Annotated in this window: 20 protein-coding genes; 15 read left to right on the plus strand and 5 right to left on the minus strand. The window is 71.4% G+C overall.

Annotated features, from left to right (window positions below):
- Positions 1–41 precede the first annotated feature (41 nt).
- From rpmF to OOK41_RS13750, 3 genes are all read left to right on the plus strand, one after another.
- A complete protein-coding gene (gene rpmF / locus OOK41_RS13740) occupies positions 42–221 on the plus strand; it encodes a 50S ribosomal protein L32 (RefSeq protein ID WP_208813386.1) in 180 nt (59 codons plus the stop codon).
- On the plus strand, positions 218–1,447 hold the full coding sequence (locus OOK41_RS13745) for a GTP-binding protein (protein WP_266265098.1): 1,230 nt from the start codon (positions 218–220) through the stop codon (positions 1,445–1,447). Before rpmF ends, OOK41_RS13745 begins: the two co-directional genes overlap by 4 nt.
- Positions 1,448–1,509: 62 nt before the next feature.
- Positions 1,510–2,238 carry a trans-aconitate 2-methyltransferase gene (locus OOK41_RS13750; protein WP_266265100.1) on the plus strand — a complete coding sequence of 243 codons (729 nt, stop codon included), beginning with the start codon at positions 1,510–1,512 and terminating at the stop codon, positions 2,236–2,238.
- Here the strand turns inward: OOK41_RS13750 and OOK41_RS13755 are convergent.
- Positions 2,233–2,529, minus strand: a complete 297-nt coding sequence (locus OOK41_RS13755) for a hypothetical protein (RefSeq protein WP_266265102.1) — start codon at positions 2,527–2,529, stop codon at positions 2,233–2,235. The two genes, OOK41_RS13750 and OOK41_RS13755, sit on opposite strands and share 6 nt — an antisense overlap.
- A gap of 92 nt (positions 2,530–2,621) precedes the next feature.
- On the opposite strand from OOK41_RS13755, the gene OOK41_RS13760 reads away from it, so the two are divergent.
- A complete protein-coding gene (locus tag OOK41_RS13760; protein ID WP_266265105.1) occupies positions 2,622–3,476 on the plus strand; it encodes a class I SAM-dependent methyltransferase in 855 nt (284 codons plus the stop codon).
- A gap of 57 nt (positions 3,477–3,533) precedes the next feature.
- Positions 3,534–4,019: a Fur family transcriptional regulator gene (locus OOK41_RS13765; protein WP_266265107.1), complete on the plus strand. Its 486-nt coding sequence runs from the start codon at positions 3,534–3,536 to the stop codon at positions 4,017–4,019.
- A 161-nt stretch (positions 4,020–4,180) separates the two neighbouring features.
- Here OOK41_RS13765 and OOK41_RS13770 read toward each other — a convergent pair whose 3' ends face one another.
- Genes OOK41_RS13770 through OOK41_RS13785 form a run of 4 tightly spaced genes read right to left on the minus strand, consistent with a single transcriptional unit; the run spans position 4,181 to position 7,025 of the window.
- The gene (locus tag OOK41_RS13770) at positions 4,181–4,606 is read right to left on the minus strand and encodes a Fur family transcriptional regulator (RefSeq protein ID WP_266265109.1); all 426 of its coding nucleotides are present in this window, start codon (positions 4,604–4,606) and stop codon (positions 4,181–4,183) included.
- 6 nt (positions 4,607–4,612) lie between these two features.
- Positions 4,613–5,482, minus strand: a complete 870-nt coding sequence (locus OOK41_RS13775; protein ID WP_266265111.1) for a class I SAM-dependent methyltransferase — start codon at positions 5,480–5,482, stop codon at positions 4,613–4,615.
- Entirely contained in the window at positions 5,479–5,739 is a 261-nt protein-coding gene (locus OOK41_RS13780; RefSeq protein ID WP_266265113.1) for a type B 50S ribosomal protein L31, read from the minus strand. Before OOK41_RS13780 ends, OOK41_RS13775 begins: the two co-directional genes overlap by 4 nt.
- A complete protein-coding gene (locus OOK41_RS13785; protein ID WP_266265114.1) occupies positions 5,736–7,025 on the minus strand; it encodes a GTP-binding protein in 1,290 nt (429 codons plus the stop codon). Before OOK41_RS13785 ends, OOK41_RS13780 begins: the two co-directional genes overlap by 4 nt.
- A 245-nt stretch (positions 7,026–7,270) precedes the next feature.
- Between OOK41_RS13785 and rpmB the strand changes: the two genes are divergently transcribed.
- The 10 genes from rpmB to OOK41_RS13835 all read left to right on the plus strand — a co-directional run bounded on the left by rpmB (position 7,271) and on the right by OOK41_RS13835 (position 17,058).
- On the plus strand, positions 7,271–7,507 hold the full coding sequence (gene rpmB, locus OOK41_RS13790) for a 50S ribosomal protein L28 (protein WP_266265116.1): 237 nt from the start codon (positions 7,271–7,273) through the stop codon (positions 7,505–7,507).
- Positions 7,507–7,674, plus strand: coding sequence for a 50S ribosomal protein L33 (rpmG, locus tag OOK41_RS13795; protein ID WP_266265119.1), 168 nt, complete (start codon positions 7,507–7,509; stop codon positions 7,672–7,674). The genes rpmB and rpmG overlap by 1 nt, the downstream gene beginning before the upstream one ends.
- Complete coding sequence (gene rpsN, locus OOK41_RS13800; RefSeq protein ID WP_266265121.1) at positions 7,674–7,979, plus strand: 30S ribosomal protein S14; 306 nt, start codon at positions 7,674–7,676, stop codon at positions 7,977–7,979. The genes rpmG and rpsN overlap by 1 nt, the downstream gene beginning before the upstream one ends.
- 106 nt (positions 7,980–8,085) lie before the next feature.
- Positions 8,086–9,558: a choice-of-anchor M domain-containing protein gene (locus OOK41_RS13805; protein ID WP_266265122.1), complete on the plus strand. Its 1,473-nt coding sequence runs from the start codon at positions 8,086–8,088 to the stop codon at positions 9,556–9,558.
- Positions 9,559–9,686: 128 nt separating this feature from the next.
- Positions 9,687–10,763, plus strand: coding sequence for a DUF916 domain-containing protein (locus tag OOK41_RS13810; RefSeq protein WP_266265124.1), 1,077 nt, complete (start codon positions 9,687–9,689; stop codon positions 10,761–10,763).
- Positions 10,764–11,036: 273 nt separating this feature from the next.
- Complete coding sequence (locus OOK41_RS13815) at positions 11,037–12,629, plus strand: TIGR03773 family transporter-associated surface protein (RefSeq protein ID WP_266267820.1); 1,593 nt, start codon at positions 11,037–11,039, stop codon at positions 12,627–12,629.
- Between the two features lie 154 nt (positions 12,630–12,783).
- Positions 12,784–14,385: an anchored repeat ABC transporter, substrate-binding protein gene (locus tag OOK41_RS13820; protein ID WP_266265126.1), complete on the plus strand. Its 1,602-nt coding sequence runs from the start codon at positions 12,784–12,786 to the stop codon at positions 14,383–14,385.
- Positions 14,385–15,377, plus strand: coding sequence for a choice-of-anchor M domain-containing protein (locus OOK41_RS13825; protein ID WP_266265129.1), 993 nt, complete (start codon positions 14,385–14,387; stop codon positions 15,375–15,377). Before OOK41_RS13820 ends, OOK41_RS13825 begins: the two co-directional genes overlap by 1 nt.
- Positions 15,374–16,117 (plus strand): anchored repeat-type ABC transporter ATP-binding subunit, encoded by a 744-nt coding sequence (locus OOK41_RS13830; RefSeq protein ID WP_266265131.1) that lies wholly within the window; start codon positions 15,374–15,376, stop codon positions 16,115–16,117. Before OOK41_RS13825 ends, OOK41_RS13830 begins: the two co-directional genes overlap by 4 nt.
- A complete protein-coding gene (locus OOK41_RS13835) occupies positions 16,117–17,058 on the plus strand; it encodes an anchored repeat-type ABC transporter permease subunit (RefSeq protein WP_266265133.1) in 942 nt (313 codons plus the stop codon). The genes OOK41_RS13830 and OOK41_RS13835 overlap by 1 nt, the downstream gene beginning before the upstream one ends.
- Position 17,059 lies beyond the last annotated feature (1 nt).

The raw sequence follows: 17,059 nt of genomic DNA on the forward strand, positions 1-17,059 counted from the left end.
TCGTTAGGATGCTGCTCTGCCTCTCGTTGAAGGAGACCCTCGTGGCTGTACCGAAGCGGAAGATGTCGCGGTCGAACACCCGGCACCGGCGAGCGCAGTGGAAGGCGAGTGTGCCCCAGCTGACCCCCTGCCCGTGCCCCCGCAGGGAGATGGTGGTGCCGCACCGGGCTTGCGCCCACTGCGGTCTCTACAAGGGCCGCCAGGTGGTGGATCAGCCGTGACCGGGCGGCTGCCGGTGACGGTGCTGTCGGGGTTCCTGGGTGCCGGCAAGACCAGCCTGCTCAACCATGTCCTGGGCAACCGGGACGGATTGCGGGTGGCCGTGATCGTCAACGACATGAGCGAGGTCAACATCGATGCCGCGCTGGTGCGTGACGGCGGGACGCTGTCGCGCACGGAGGAGCGGCTGGTGGAGCTGACCAACGGCTGCATCTGCTGCACGCTGCGCGACGACCTGCTCGACGAGGTGGCCCGGCTGGCGCGACAGGGCCACTTCGACTACCTGCTGATCGAGTCCAGTGGCATCTCCGAGCCGATGCCGGTGGCCGCAACCTTCGCCTTCGGTGTGGACGACGGGCAGATCCTGGACGACCTGGCCCGCCTGGACACCACCGTCACCGTCGTCGACGCGGCCAGCCTGCGCCGCATGATCGACGAGGGGGAGAGCTTGGAGACGCGCGGACTGGCCGCGTACGAGGGCGACGACCGCGGCATCGCCGATCTGCTGGTCGACCAGATCGAGTTCGCCGACGTGCTGGTGGTGAACAAGACCGACCTGATCGCGCCAGCCGAACTGGCGGTGGTGCAGGCGCTGCTGACCCGGTTGAATCCCGCGGCTCGGCAACTTCCGGCCGTGCACGGCCGGGTGGCGCTGACGGAGATCCTGCACACCGGCCGCTTCGATCTCGAGCGGGCGGAGACCGCTCCCGGTTGGGTCGCGGAACTCAACGGCGGACACGTGCCGGAGACCGAGGAGTACGGCATCTCCAGCGTCGTGTTCCGCGACCACCGACCATTTCATCCCCAGCGGCTGTGGAACCTGCTCGCCGACGGGCTGGACGCCTACGGGGTGGTGCGCTCGAAGGGATTCCTGTGGCTGGCCGCCCGTCCGGACGTGCAGGCGCTGTGGTCGCAGGCCGGCCCGTCCGCGCGGTGTGACCCGGTCGCCGTGCCGGTGGTGGTGTCGGGGCAGTGGCCAGAGGATCCCGACGAATGCGCGGAGCTGGAGTCCCGCTGGCATCCCGTCTTCGGCGACCGGCAGCAGGAACTCGTCCTCATCGGCGTCGCCATGAACGGCCACGGCCTGCGGGCGGCCCTGGCAGCCTGTCTGCTCAGCGACACGGAGATCGCTGCCGGAGAGGATGCCTGGCGGGCACTGCCCGACCCGTTCCCCGCCTGGGACCTCGGCAACCTGCACGAGCACGACGCCGAGCCGGTCCCGGCCTGATCATGCGGAGCAAGCTGAACCCGGACGACGTCGCCCGGTGGCGGCGTGACTGGGAAACCATGATGCGCCACTACCAGCCCGGCCGCGACGATCTTCTCGCCGCCGGTCTCGCCGCCGTCGAAACTGCCCACGGGCGCCCACCCGCGCGGGTGCTCGATGTCGGGGGCGGCCCGGGCACCACCGCCGAGGCGGTACTGCGGCGGTGGCCAGACGCACGCGTCACCGTGCTGGACGTCGATCCGGCCCTACTCGCCTTGGCCGACACCGCCCTGCCGCAGGTGCGTACGACGCGGGCCGACATCAGCTCGCCCCGCTGGCTCCAGTCGGCCGGCGGCCCATACGACCTGGTGCTGGCCCTGATGACCCTGCACTACCTCCCCGAAGACCGGATACGCGACTGGTACGCCGAGGCCCGACACCTACTGCACCCGCACGGCCTGCTCCTCGTCGCCGACGCCATGCCCGACGCCCCCGCCACCACACCGCCACAGGACAACGGAGATGACCCGTGGACAACGTGGTGGAGCACGCTGAACGAGGAACCTTCGACGAGATCGCTGCTGAAGGAGCGGACAGCCCGCGCTCAGCGGCCTGCACTCAGCAGAATTCGTCGCGCCGGCCGACTGGCACCGCGAGACGGCCCGGCGCGCCCGATTCAGCGACGCGACGGTGCTCCACCAAGACGCCAACCACGCCCTCATGGCGTTCCGCCGATGAGCAGCTCACCGCCGCGCGGTGCCAGCGCCACCATCGCCTACTACTGCGACGGTCACCGCTGCCACGCGCTATGACACCGCAAGCGCCTGAACGAGCCCGACGGCGAGCCGGCGGACCTCACCGAGGCCCTCCGCCAAGCAGTCCGGGCCAGCTGCGGCGGCGTCCTGATTCGGGCCGAGTGCCTCGGCGCCTGCCATCGCGCACCCGCACTGCTCCTGCTCACCGGCACCCGCCCCGCGCAGCGACGTGGACTGCTGATCGGTCCGATCGAGGAACCCCGACACATCGATGCTGTTGTCGAACTCATCCGGCGGGCGGACAGAACCGAGCCCTGATGGAACCCAACCGACGTGGTCATCGGCCACCAACACTCACGGTGGCGCGACCGTCGCGCTGCCGGTTGGCAGGTGCCGACGGCGGCGGACCGGCGAGATACGAGAACGAGGAGGCAGCGTAGATGACCAGTGGTGGGCGGCCGAACGGGACCGTTGAGGTGTTCGAGCAGGCCGCGACGAGTTACGACCGTACCGGTGTGTCCTTTTTCGGACCGTTCGGTGCCGAACTGGTCCGCCGTGCCGGCATCCGGCCAGGTGAGCGCGTCCTCGACGTCGGCTGCGGCCGGGGAGCCGTCCTGTTTCCCGCGGCGGAGGCCACCGGGCCGACCGGTCACGTCACCGGCATCGATCTCGCGCCGGCCATGGTGACGCTCACCGCCGAGGACGTCGCCCGTGCCGGCCTGACCCACGTCGACGTCCGGTTGGGCGACGCCCAGCGGCCTGACTTTCCGCCCGGCGGCTTCGACGTGGTTCTGGCCGGTTTGGTCGTCTTTCTGCTGCCCGAACCTGGGCAGGCCCTCGGGACATACAGGCGGCTGCTACGACCGGCGAGCCGACTGGCGATCAGCACCTTCGCCGCCGTGGATCCGGCCTTCGTCGCCGCCATGGACGCCCTCGCCGCCCACCTGCCGACGGACCGGCAGCGACCGGCGCCGGCCGCTGACCCGTTCGCCGACGATCGAGTGATCACGGCGACCATGGCGGCGGCCGGATTCGCCGTCACTGCGATCAGTGAGTACCGGGTCGAGAGCCGCTTCCGCGACGTGGATCACTGGACGGAGTGGATGTGGTCGCACGGCGGACGCGCGCTGCTGCGGCACATCCCGGCCGACCGTCTCGACGCCGCTACCACCGACGCCGGCCGTGCGCTCGAACCCGCCCGCCTGGCCGGCGGCGGCCTGACCTTGACCACCGCGATCCGGATCACCGTCGCGACGGCGCGGCCCGCCGCCGCGCGTCAAGAGAGCCCGTCGTAGCCAGCTCGTTCGGCGAGCGTACGGGCGAGGCAGGGACCTCTGTCCCCGCGAGGCATAATGGTGGCATCGCAGATAGAAGGTGAGATCGAAAGCGCCGGCAGGATACCGCCGCCGCCAGCCCAGGAGGACGCGATCACGGTGACCCAGGCGACGCCGAAGGCGAGCCGCAACACCCGCCAGCGTGGCGAGGTGCTGGCATTGCTGCGCGAGGTCGAGGGGTTTCATTCGGCGCAGCACCTGCACCAAATGCTGCTCGCCCGGAGGGCGCGCGTCGGCCTCACCACGGTGTATCGGACGTTGCAGATGCTGGTCGATGCCGGCGAGATCGACTCCACTCGGCTGCCCGGCGGGGAGCAGTTGTTCCGACGGTGCAGCCAGAGCAAGCACCATCACCATCTGGTCTGCCGCGATTGCGGCCGTACGGTGGAGGTCGCCGGGCCCGCCGTGGAGCGGTGGGCCGACCAGTTGGCGGCCCAGCACGGCTTCACCGACGTCGGCCACACCCTGGAGATCTTCGGTAGCTGCGCGGAGTGCTCTCGCTGATCACCGCCGTCCTGCGCGGGGCGGCCCGGGCTCGACCGGATCGCGCTGTGCGGCTGTCCGTGCTTCGCGTTGCAGCCGGAGGCTCGTGCCGCAGACCGCCGAACCGCGTTTCGCAGTCGGGTCGGTACGGCCAGGCCCGTCCGCCGCCCCTCCGGGGGCGGTCACCTGTCGGCGCAGGTCGCACAGACGCCTCTGAGGTCGAGGCGGTCGGGGTGCGGGGTGAAGCCGGTGTGCTGGTGCAGTTCGTTGAGCCAGCTCGTCACGATGTCAGGCGGGCACTCGGTCACCGCCTCGCAGCGGGTGCAGATGAGGTGCTGGTGGGGTGCCGTACCGCAGTGGCGGTAGGCGCGTTGACCGTCGAACTCGAAGGTGTGCAGCAGGCCGGCGTCGGCGAGGCTGTGCAGCGCCCGGTAGACGGTGGTCAGGCCGATGTGCCGCACGGTGTCGGTGAGTTCGGCGTGCACCTGTTGGGCGGTGAGCGGGCGGGAACGTCCGACCAGCAGCGCCAGGACGGCGCGGCGCTGCACGGTGGGCGTCAGACCTGCGCCGCGCAACTGCGCGTCCGGGACGAGGGGCGGCGTGGTCACGGCGGGTCAGGGGCGTACGCCGAGGTGCACACTGCGTGCGGAGAGCCGGAACAGGTCGTCGCGGTCACCTAGCCAACGCTCGTCTGTCGGGTCGAGGAGCCGGTTCCAGGCGTCGAGGTCGGTGGCGGTGAGCAGGCCGGTGGTCCGCATCCGGCCGACTCGTCCGGCGGGGGCTTCCAGGACGGCCCGCCGTACGATGTCGGGCAGCGGCGGTGGTTGCTCGTCGAGGGTGGTGCGGGTGGTCACCGGCGACAGACCAGCTTGCCGTAGCGCTTCGGTCCACCCGTACGGCATCCGTCGGCTGTCGGGAAGTCCTGCCCGCATCTGGGCGAACCAGCAGTCCTGGGCGGCGTTCAGTCGCATTTCCAGGCCGGGTTCGCCCAGGCCGACGTCCCAGGGCAGGTGGTGCTCTGGCAGGCCACCTTCGGCGAGGGCCAGCCGTCCGCCGGGTGCGAGCAGGCCGGCGAGGGCGGTGACCGCCGCCTGCTGGTCGGCGACGTGGTGCACCGCGGCGGATGCCCAGACCAGGTCGGCCGGAGCGCCGAGCGTCTCGCGCAGGGCGGCCGTGTCGGCGGGGATGGCGGCGCGCAGTGCTTCGACGCGTACACGTGGGTCCGACCACTCGGCGCGGATGTGGTCGCGGGCGGCGTCGAGGACGGCCGGGTGCGCGTCCACCGCGACCACCCGGCCGCAGGTCATCATCCGGGCGACGGCGAGGGCCATCCCGGCGGCGCCGCAACCGACGTCGACCGCGAGCCGGTCGGCGGGACCGACCAGCTCACGCGCGATCGTCAGGTACCAGGCCCGGTCCCGCCGGGCGGCGTCCACCAGTTGCGGCGTCAGGTCGGTCCAGTCGACTGGCGGGTCCGCGTTCATCCGCCCTGAGGCCCTCGGCGGGCGTACTTCTGGCGGAACTTCTCGACTCGGCCGGCGGTGTCGAGCAGGCGCTGCTTGCCGGTCCAGAACGGGTGGCTGGCTGACGAGATCTGGACGTCGATGACGGGGTAGGTGTTGCCGTCGGTCCACTCGATCGTCTGGTCGCTGGTGGCGGTGGATCGGGTGAGGAAGGCGAAGTCGGCGCCCTTGTCGCGGTAGACGACGGGTCGGTACGCGGGGTGGATTCCGGGCTTCATGTGCGCTGAACTCCTTCGGTGTCGATCAGCTCTTCCGCCCCGAGGGGGAAGCAGCCGGCGAACGGGTCGTGGTAGGTCCGCCAGATCTCCTCGCCGTCGGCGAGTTCGGTGTCGGTGAGCAGGCAGCCGGCGAGGGTGCGGTGCAACTCGACGGCATCGAGGTCGAGGCCGATGAAGACCAGGTGCTGGTGGCGGTCGCCGTAGTAGGGGTCCCAGTCGAGGGCGGCGGCGAGGCGGCGCTGGTCCTTGACGTGCTCCCAGCGGTCCTCGGGCAGGCTGACCAGCCAGTGCCCGAGGGAGCCCATGGCCAGACCGCCGCCGGCGAACTCCCAGGCCACCACCGTGTCGGGCTGGCTGGCCAGCCACAAATGGCCTCGGGAACGGATCACCTCGGCATTGACCTCTTCGAGGACGTCGTGCAGTCGCTGCGGATGGAACGGACGGCGGGCTCGGAAGACCGCGGAGACGACTCCGCAGTCAGGCTCCGGTTCGTGCGCGCCGAGGGCGTATCCCTGCAGACCGCGGCCGAGCACCCCGGGAGTTTCCGGCCGGTGCCGATCGGTGTGGCGCAGCTGACGAGTCAGCGCGCCGGCGTCGACGAGATCGCCGTCGACGCGGACGTGAGCCGCCCAGGGCGCCATCCGCTGTAGCAGGACCGCCAACCTGCCGGTGTCGAACTCGCCCTCCCGGGACTTTCCCCACAGCACCAGGGTGTCGGCGTACTCGATCTGCCGGACCACCACGTCGGCGAGCCCGCGGTCGTCGTCCTCGGCGGCCTCGATGCCGAGCGTGGGGAGGTCGTCGGTGCTGGCGAGGCCGTCGAGCAGGTGCTCGGCGTCGACGACGGTGACGTAGGAGTCGACGCGGAGAAGCTCGGTGATCGGTGCGCCGTCGACGAGGCAGTGGGCGCAGGCGGCGGCGACGGCTTCCGGTTCGACGACTTCGGGCAGCATCAGCACCAAGTCCCGGCGAGGGTGGGTGCGGGCGAGCCGAACGAGGGTGGGCAGCACGTCCTCGCGCAGGGTGCAGGAGACGCACCCGTGCCGCAACGCGACCTGTTCGTCCTCGACGATGCCGGCGCCGGAACGGATCACCCGGCGGACGACGCCATCGCGAATTCCGGTGAGGTCGTGCCGCACCAGCAGCAGCGACTCATCGGCGGCGAGCAGCGCGCGAGCGACGGCGAAGGTCGCCACCGGCCAGAACCCGGACAGCACGGTCAGCGACGGGCGGGTATCAGCGTCGGCGGCCACGTCGTGTGTCGGGGCCTGTGGTGACGACGACATCAGGTTCCTCTCGACTTAACCGAAAACGATTGTCATTCTAAGCACATGGGAGTTGCCTAAGCCAGTGGCGAGGCGCGGGCGCATGGGAGCCGGGGCGACGGTGCACCGGCGCCGTCACGGTGCAACGGAGGTCCGAATTGTGCCGTCGAGATCGTCAAGGACCCGGCGTAGGTGTGTCCGAACGGCTGATGTGAGACTGAAAACCGTTGTCGTTACCATTAAGATTCGAGCAAGGAGCAAGCACTGTGTCCAGACGCTGTGACGTCACCGGCGCGAAGCCAAGCTTCGGCAACGCCGTCTCCCACTCCCATCGGCGCACCCGCCGCCGCTGGAACCCGAACCTGCAGAACCACCGCTACTGGCTGCCCTCGGAACGCCGTTGGGTGCGGTTGGCCCTGACCGCGAAGGCGCTGAAGACCGTGGACCGCAAGGGCATCGAGAAGGTCGTCGCGGAACTGCGCAGCCGGGGGGTGAAGCTCTGATGGCCCGGCAGACCGACGTGCGGCCGATCGTGCGGCTGCGCAGCACCGCCGGCACCGGCTACACCTACGTGACCCGCAAGAACCGCCGCAACGACCCCGACCGGCTGGTCCTGCGCAAGTACGACCCGGTCGTGCGCCGGCACGTCGAGTTCCGCGAGGTCCGCTGATGGCCAAGAAAAGCCTGGTCAACAGGCAGGCCCGCCGCGAGGAAATGGTGGCCCGGCACGCCGACGCGCGGGCGGAGCTGAAGCGGCTGGTCAGCCACCCGGACACCGACCCGGACGTACGCGCCGAGGCGGTCCGCCGGCTCAGCCGGCTGCCGCGGGATTCGAGCCCGGTACGGCTGCGGTCGCGGGACCAGGTCGACGGCCGCCCGCGTGGGGTGCTGTCCCGGTTCGGGCTGTCCCGGGTGCGGTTCCGTGAGCTGGCCCTACGCGGCGAGATGCCCGGAATCCGCAAGGCGTCGTGGTGATGTCACCACATCTCACCAGCGACGTGGCGGCCGGCAGAGGGCTCACCGCCCGAACAGGCCACAGGCACCACCGTGCACTGGAAGGCGCGGTGTGGAAAGGGGAGGTATGAATGCGTCTCTGAGGGCTCGCGGTTTCGCGGCCCTGGTTGCTGGGGCGGTGGTGGTCGCCGGCACGGTGCTGGCTCCCGCCGCCGCGTCGGCGGCCGAGAAGGTGGTGCTGTCCAAAGGACACACCGACGCGGTCGACGTGCACTACGAGGATGGCGCGCTGTCGTTGAAGGTGAACGACGACACCGTCAGTCCCCCGGTCACGCGGGATCCCGCGGACGTGACGTTCCAGGTGTTGCCGGAGGCGGCCATGGCCGTTCCGGACGATCCCCGGTTCGCCTTCCTCGGGCCGGCGGGAAGCCGGATCTGGCTGCTGCCGATGACCCAGGATCCGGATCTGCTCTGGCCGGGCTGGAATACCACGACGCTGAAGTCGGGGATGTTCGAGGGCAACAAGGTGCGGCTGAGCCTGGTCGACGTGCAGGGGCCCGGCAATGTCACGCTGTTCACTCAGGACTCGTTCGGCGGTCCGATCGTCAAGTTCCGTGGCGACGACGGGCTACCGGACGCGATCGACGTCCCGGTGCACACCCACGCGCACTCGAACTGGGCGTTCAGCGCGCTGGGCAGCTACACGCTGAAGTTCCAGGCCGACGCGACGCTGACCAACGGCACCACGGTCAGCACCGGACCTGTGGACTACTCGTTCGTCGTCGGCGAGCTGCCCGGCGGCGGACCGGAGGTGAGCCTGTCGGTCAGCGGCATGGCCGACGAGTACCAGCCCAACGACACTGTCACGCTCAACGCGGTACAGACGCCGCAGACCGAACTGGACCACTACCACTGGTTCAGCAAGTGCCCTGGCGCGGCCGACTGGACGATCGTTCCGGGCGAGGCGGGCGCGAGCTACTCGTTCACGGCCACCCGGCAGCTCAACGGCTGCGAGTACGTGGCCAAGCTCTACGACGACGACCACGCGGTCGCCGCGACCAGCGAACCGGTCACCCTCTGGGTGGCGTTCCCGCCGCAGGACCCGGGCACCTCGCAGACGATCACCGCGTCGATCGATGGGACGCAGGGCGCGCTGCTGATCAGCGTCAACCCGGACGACCGGGCCGTGGTGCTGCCGCCCGCGCAGCTCAACGCCTCCGGCGACCGGTGGGAGAGCAACGGTGAACTGCGACCGGTCACGGTGACCGACACCCGCGCCGGCCAGCCGGGGTGGAGCGCGTCCGGGCAGATCCCGGCCGACTTCGCCGGGCCGGACGGAGCGACCTTCAGCGCCGGCTACCTCGGCTGGACCCCGCAGGTCCTGACGCAGGGCTCCGGCCAGGGCGTGGTCGCCGGCCCGCAGGTGGCACCGTACGCCGTCGGCAGCGGCGGCGGCCTCGGCAACAGCGCGGTACTGGGCTCGGCGCCGGGCGGCGCCGGGCGAGGCACCGCACAGCTGGGCGCGGGCCTGCGGCTGAGCCTGCCCACCGAGACGCCCGCGGGCACCTATACCGCGACCCTCACCCTCACCGCGATCTGATCGCCGCAAGCCGTCCGGTGGCCCGGCGTTGACCCGCGCCACCGGGCGGGCGCGGGGTGGGTGGGCTGTTGCCGCGACCCGTCCACCCCGCCTCATCCGCCGCACCCGAGAAACGGAACCGTCCCGCCATGCGCCTGCTCGCCGTCATCGCGACCGGCGTCGCCCTGCTGGGCGCCGCCCCGGCACCACCCGCGCCGACGCCAGGCACACCGTCGGCACCCGCCGCCGCGACCTGGGCGGTGGCGCCATCGACTGTGAAGGGCCCGAACGGCCGGCCGGCGTTCACCTACAAGCTCGATCCCGGTGCCACCCTGACCGACCACGTCGCCGTCACCAACCACTCGTCGCGCCCGCTCACCCTGCACCTCTACGCCAGCGACGCGTTCACCACCGCCCAGGGCGGGTTCGACCTGCTGCCCGGTGACCAACAGCCCACGGACACCGGCTCCTGGGTCCGCCTGCCCCGCCGGACCCTGACCATCCCCTCGACGTCCCGCCTGATCGTTCCGTTCACCCTCACCGTGCCGAACGACGCCACGCCCGGGGACCACGCCGCAGGGATCGTCGCGTCACTCGCGGCCACGACGTCGGACGCGCAGGGCAAGCAGGTCGCCGTCGACCACCGCGTCGGCGCCCGGATCTACCTGCGGGTCACCGGCGATCTACGACCGGCGCTGTGGGTCGAGGACCTGCGGGTGCGGCACACCGGCTCGCTGAACCCCCTCGCCGGGGGCACGCTCACCGCCACCTTCACCGTCCGCAACACCGGCAATGTGCGACTTACCGGGCGGCCGGCGCTCGCCGTCACCGGCCCGTTCGGCCTCGGCCGGCGCGCCGTGGACGCCGCCGCCCTGCCGGAGATCCTGCCCGGCGGCGCGCTGACCACCACCGTACGCCTGACGGGGGTGCCACCGCTGTTCCGGCTTACCGCCACCGCCGCCGTCACGCCCGCCGCCGTCGGCGACCAGGTCCTCGACCCGCCACCGGCCGTCGACACGGCCCGGGTTGCCCTCTGGGCGGTGCCCTGGCCGCAGCTGGCCCTGATCACCCTGATCGCCCTCGCCGGCTGGGCGCTGGTCGCCGCACGCCGCCGGCGGGCCCGACAGCTCGCGCGGGCGCTGGCCGCCGCACGGGAGCAGGGCCGCACGGAGGCAAGCCGGGACTCCCAACAGACCTCGGGGCCGCCGCCCTCCCTGCCGCTGTGAGCACGCGGGCCGGTGGTGGCGGCGCGACGACGGCCCACCGCCCGACGCCGCGGGCCGAGCGTCCCGGACAGGGCCACGACAACCGACGACCGGGACCTGACCGCAATGGGGAGGACAAGGAGTGACCCGGCCACGCCGGTCCACGGGCGCCGGCGCCGCTCCGGCCCTCTCAACCGTCTCCGATGACGCCGACGCGATCCGCCAGGTCGCCCTGATGCGGCACCAAGAAACACCACCACGTGATCCGGGGAGCAAGCAATGAGGATGAGAAGCATGCGTGCCGGCGCCGCCGGCCTTGCCATGGCCGTACTGACGCTGATGGCAGGGGCGACACCGGCGGCCGCGGAACCGTCCGTGGTGACGGCGGCCGGTGCGGACCTGGTCTCCGTGGCGCTCGACGGTGACGCGATGTCGCTGCGCTTCCGGGACGCCGCGCAGGTGGCCGGCGACGCGCCCGGGCGCGACCCCGCCGAGGTGGTGCTCGGCCCGGAGGGCGGCCTGGCTGGCCGGGTGCCGGCCGGGAAGGCCTTCGCCTTCCTCGGAGCGCCGGGACAACCGCTGTGGTCACTGTCCGCCGGCGACACCGGCTTTCCGGCCATAAACACCACCGGCGTACGTCCCGGTGCCGTCGCCGGTGACACCCTCACCCTCACCCTGCGCGCGGTCGACGGGCCGGGAACGTTCACCGCCTACACCCTGACCGGCCTCGGGACGGCCAGCCCGCTGCTCGGCAGCGCCCCAGACCTGACACGGACGGCGCAGCTGCCGGTGGGCACGCGTACCGGCGGTGTGGTCTGGGCCTTCGACACGGCCGGCGAGTACCGGATCGTTCTGACCGGCTCGGCCACCCTGCGCTCGGGTCAGAAGGTCAGCGCCGATGCGACGTATCGGGTGCGTGTCCCCACGATCAGCCCGGTCAAGCCGACGCCGGCCGCGCCCGGGCCGGCGACGCGGCCCGACGGGCAGCCCGCTCCCCGGCCACTCGCCGCACCCGCCGCAGCGCCGGGGCCCGAGGCTGCGCCGAAGCCCGCAGCGGCCGCCGCGCCGCCCGCCGCGAAGGCCGCCGCGACCACCTCCACGGGCACCCGCCAGGTGATCGCCGACGGGCACGTCGACATGGGACCTCAGCTCTCCGGGGATAGCTGGACGATCCGGATCAAGGACGACCGGACCAGCCCGCCGGTGTGGCGGAACACCGCCGACGTGGTCCTGCACGTTAAGGACAACGCGAAGATCGCGGTGCCGGCCGGCGCGGACTTCCTCGGCGCGCAGGGTGACGCCGTGTGGCTGCTGCCGCAGTCCCAACAGTCGGGCATCGTCTGGCCCGGCTGGAACACGCAGCACGAGTCCGTCGTGTCGGGCGTCAAGGGCGACGTCACCTGGACGCTGAAGGGGGTCGACGGGCCCGGCCGGTTCGCCCTCTTCCTGACCGGCTCGTTCGGCAAGGCCGACGTGCTGTTCGACTCCGCCAAGGCGTTCCCGCAGAAGTTGAGCGTTCCGCTGAACACCCATGCGCACGGCAACTGGGCGTTCAGCAAGCCCGGCCTGTACCGCCTCGCGGTGCAGATGAGCGGCACCACCACCGCTGGCAAGGCGGTCACCGACACGAAGACGCTCACCATCGCTGTCGGCGACAGCACCAAACCCGACAGCGGGTTCGGCCCCGGTGCCGGCGATGGCGACGGGGGCGGTGACGCCGACAAGGACCAGGGTGGTGGCGGGCCCCTGCCGCGCACCGGCGCCGGGTGGGTGCTGACGGCCGGGGCGGCCGGCATCGTCCTGGTTGTGGCGGGTGCCCTGATGCTGTGGGCGACCCGTCGCCGCCGCACGGGGCTGTCCGAGGTTACGAGCGGGGCACCCGCGTGATCCTCGTGGAAGCGGGGCGGTCGCGGTGACGGGGGCACGCCACCCCACCAGCAGTTGATAACCGTTGCCATTTTCATGTTATCGTGCGGTGCGCAGGGGCGACGGTGTTCTTTTCCTCTGTCGCACCGCTGTGTCTGGGGAGGATGAGGTGCGGATGGCTGAGGCTGGCAGCGGTGGGGACCGGCCGAGCCGGCGGCGGTGGCCGCTGTTGCTGCCGCTGCTGATCGCCGTGCTGGCCGCGGGCTGCCGGTCGGAGGTGGCACTGAGCGCCGACGACGACCGGCTCCAGGTCATCACCACCACCGGAATCCTCCGAGACCTGGTGAGCAATGTCGGTGGCGACCGGGTCGCGGTCAGCTCGTTGGTGCCCGACGGGGCGGATCCGCACAGCTACGAGCCGTCGTTGCGGGACGTCCGCGACGTCGTCTACGCCGACGTAGCGTTCAGCAACTACCTGCTCCTCGAAGAGCAGGCCGTCATCAAGTCGCTGGACGCTAACCTGCGCGACGGCGTGCCGAACGTCTCGCTTGCCGAGGGGGCGGTGAAGTACGCGGCGGAGATCATCCCGCTGGTCGAGGACGTGTCGCTGGACACCATCTGGCTGGGCATGCGCGTGCGGGGCACCGGTGCGGCGCAGGGCGCGAACCGCTCCTCCGACGTGCTGCTCAGCGCGACCGCTGCGGATGGGCCGGGCCGCCTCGTCGCGTACCTCACCGAGTCGTTCGGCAGCCCGGCGTTCTACGTCGACTCCGGCGACGGCTTCGACGCCGCCAACGGGTACCGCGACGACACCGCCACGCTGCCCCCGGACGCCCACACGCATATGAGCTGGGCCTTCACCAGGCCGGGCGTCTACCGGCTGAGTATGCGTGCGCAGCTGGCGGTCACCCCGGACAGCGCACCCGTGCCCATGGGGGAGCAGGTGTTCACCTTCGCCGTCGGGGTGGACCCGTACTCGGTGCCCGGCATGGCCGGAGCGACGGTGTTGAACGCCGGGCACGCCGACGTCACCGTCGACCTCGACGAGCGGCGGCTCTACCTGTTCGCCGATCCGGAGGGCAGCGGCGAGGCCAACCAGCGGGTGCACGACCCGGCCCGCACGGTGATCGAGGTGCCGAACAAGGCGTTGCTGGAGGTGCCCGGCGAGCGCAGGTTCCGCTTCCTCGGCCGGCCCGGCAGCCAGGTCCACCAGCTTCCCCAGGCGGTCCTCGGCAAGCACGTGCACGGCGAGATCGACCCGCACCTGTGGCAGAACGTCCGCAACGCCATCTCCTACACCGAACTCATCCGGGACACCCTGATCGGGGTCGACCCCTGGGGCGCGGCGGCCTACCGGGCGAACGCCTCGGCCTACATCCGTGAACTGGAGAGTCTGGACACCTACGTCCGGGCAACCGTCGCGCGGATCCCACCGGCCCGCCGCCACCTGGTCAGCACCCACGACGCGTTCGGCTACCTGGGCCAGGCGTACGGGATCCAGATCTCCGGCTTCGTCACCCCGAACCCCGCCACCGAGCCGAGCCTCGCCGACCGGCGCCGGCTCACCCAGACGATCCGCAACCTGAAGATCCCTGCCGTGTTCCTGGAACCGAACCTGGCGGCCCGCGCCACCACCCTGACCGAGGTGGCCCGCGAGGAAGGGCTGCGGGTCTGCCCCATCTACGGCGACACCTTCGATCGCGACGTCACCACGTACACGCAGATGATGCGGTTCAACGCCGACTCGCTGCACGAGTGCCTGAGCACGGAAAACTGATGGAGGAACCAGTGACGGCAGGACGGGCGCGACGGCGCACCCGCACGACGACCGCCCTCGTGCGATGCGCGCTGGCCACGGCGGTCGTGTTGGCTACGGCGCCGACGCCGGCGTGGGCCGAGACACCGACGCCGGGTCTCGGCCAGTCGATCGCGGTCGACCAGCCCCTTGCCACCGGTCGGGCGGAACTCTCCGTCGGGCACGTCGACGTGGGTCCCCGCTACGTCGACGACCGGTGGACGCTGCTGATCCACGACGGCACACAGGCGCGACCGGTGTGGCGCGACCCGAACGAGACCCTGCTGCGGGTGTCCGACGCCGCGCTGCAGACCGTGCCCGACGACCCCGCGTACGCCTTCCTGGGCGTGCAGGCGGGCAAGCGGGTGTACGTGGTGCCGCAGGTGCAGAACCCCGACGTCGTCTGGCTCGGCTGGAACACCCAGGATCCCCGGGTGATGCGCACCATCGACCGCGGCGTCACCCTGACCCTGCTCGGCGTACGCGGACCGGGTGCGCTCACGACGTACCTGCAGGCGGGCAACTTCGCCGCTCCCCAGCCGCTCTGGCGATCCACCGAGCCGAAGGCCCAGCCCTTCTGGGCCGAGGTCAACACCCACACCCACGCCAACTGGGTCTTCACCGAGCCCGGTGTCTACCTCGTCGCGGTGCAGGTGTCAGCCGACCTGATCGACGGCGAGACGGTGTCGGCGACCCGCACCCTGCGCTTCGCCGTGGGCGACGGGACCAGCGTCGACGACGCGTACGCCGCCGCCGCGGACTTCCCTGCGGCGGCAGGACAGGTGCCAGCCGGCGAGGACCGTGCCAAGGCCACCGAGCCAGCCGACACGTCCCCGAGGCTGCTGATCACCACGCTTGCCGCAACGGCCGTTCTGCTCGCCGTCGGACTGGTCGTGCTGCTGCTGCGCGGGCGCGCCGCCAAGCGGCGTGCCGACCGGGAACGCTCCGCGTCACTGCCGGAGGGTCAGCGGTGAGAGCGCTGGACATCGAAGGGCTGGACGTGGACCTCGGCGGCCGGCCGGTCCTGCGCGACGTGCGACTGCACCTCGACCGGGGCGAACTGGTGGGGCTGCTCGGCCCCAACGGCGCCGGGAAGACCACCCTGCTGCGCGCCGTCCTGGCACTGATCCGTACCCGCAGCGGCACGGTGACGGTGGAGGGCAAGCCCTCGCGCCCCGGCCGGTCCGACATCGGCTACGTCCCCCAGCGCCACGAGTTCAGCTGGGACTTCCCGATCTCGGTGGAGCAGGCCGTGATGAGCGGCCGCACCGGCCGGCTCGGCCTGCTCCGCCGTCCCGGCGTGGCCGACTGGCGGGCGGTCGGCGACGCGCTGGACCGGGTGCAGCTCACCGGGCTGCGCCGCCGGCCAGCCGGGGAACTGTCCGGCGGGCAACGCCAACGCGTCCTGGTCGCGCGGGCCCTCGCGCTCGCGCCCCGGATCCTGCTGCTCGACGAGCCGTTCACCGGACTGGACATGCCCACCCAGGAACTGCTGGGCGAGCTGTTCAGTAGCCTGGCCCGGGAGGGCCACGCGGTCCTGATGACCACGCACGACCTGGTCGCGGCGGTCGACTCCTGCACCCGGCTGGTCCTGCTCAACGGCCGGGTCGTTGCCGACGGGGCACCGACCGACCTGCAGGACGTCGAGCTGTGGACGAGGACCTTCGGGGTGAGCGCGACGTCTCCGCTGTTGAAGCTCGTGAAGGCGGTCTAGTGTCCATCACCGATTTCGTCACCGACCTGTTCAACCCCGACCTCGCGTTCCTTCCCAAGGCGCTGGCGATCGCGGTCATGTCCAGCATCGTCTGCGGTGTCGTCGGCTGCTACGTGGTCCTCCGGGGCATGGCCTTCATCGGCGACGCCGTGGCCCACGCGGTCTTCCCGGGCATCGCGGTCGCCTTCGTCCTGCAGGGCAGCCTGGTGCTCGGCGGCGCCGTCGCCGGCGTCGCGACCGCACTGCTGATCGCGGTCTTCTCGCAGAACCGGCGCGTCAAGGAGGACTCGCTGATCGGCGTCTTCCTGGTCGCCGCGTTCGCCCTCGGCATCGTGATCATCTCCCAGGCGCCCGGCTACGCCGGCTCGCTGCAACAGTTCCTGTTCGGCTCGATCACCGGCATCCCCGACCGGGACCTCTACCTGGTCGGGGGAACCGGCCTGGTCATCCTTGGTCTGGTGCTCGCGCTGCACAAGGAATTCGTCGCCGTGTGCCTGGACCGGGAGATGTCCCGCTCGATGGGGCTGCCGGTCTTCTGGCTCGACATCGTGCTCTACGTCCTGGTGACCCTGGCCGTGGTGATCTCGTTGCAGACCATCGGCAACATCCTCGTCCTGGCCCTGCTGATCACCCCCGCCGCGGCCGCCCGCCTGCTCACCGACCGGCTCGGCGTGATGATGCTGCTCGCCCCGGTGATCGGCGGCACGTCGGCGACCGTCGGGCTCTACCTGTCCTGGAGCTACGACACCCCCGTCGGCGGCACCATCGTCCTGGTCGCCACCGCCATCTTCCTCGCCGCCTGGCTGATCGCCCCCCGACACGGCCTACTGACCAGGCGCCGGACACGTTCCGACGGGCGGGAGCCCGCCGCCGACACCTCGTCGGGTTCCCAGTCGGGTCTCCCCGCCTCGCGCCAGCCGTCACCTACCACGTCTGTGTAGC

The sequence above is a fragment of the Micromonospora sp. NBC_01655 genome (assembly GCF_026339755.1).
Lineage (GTDB): Bacteria > Actinomycetota > Actinomycetes > Mycobacteriales > Micromonosporaceae > Micromonospora.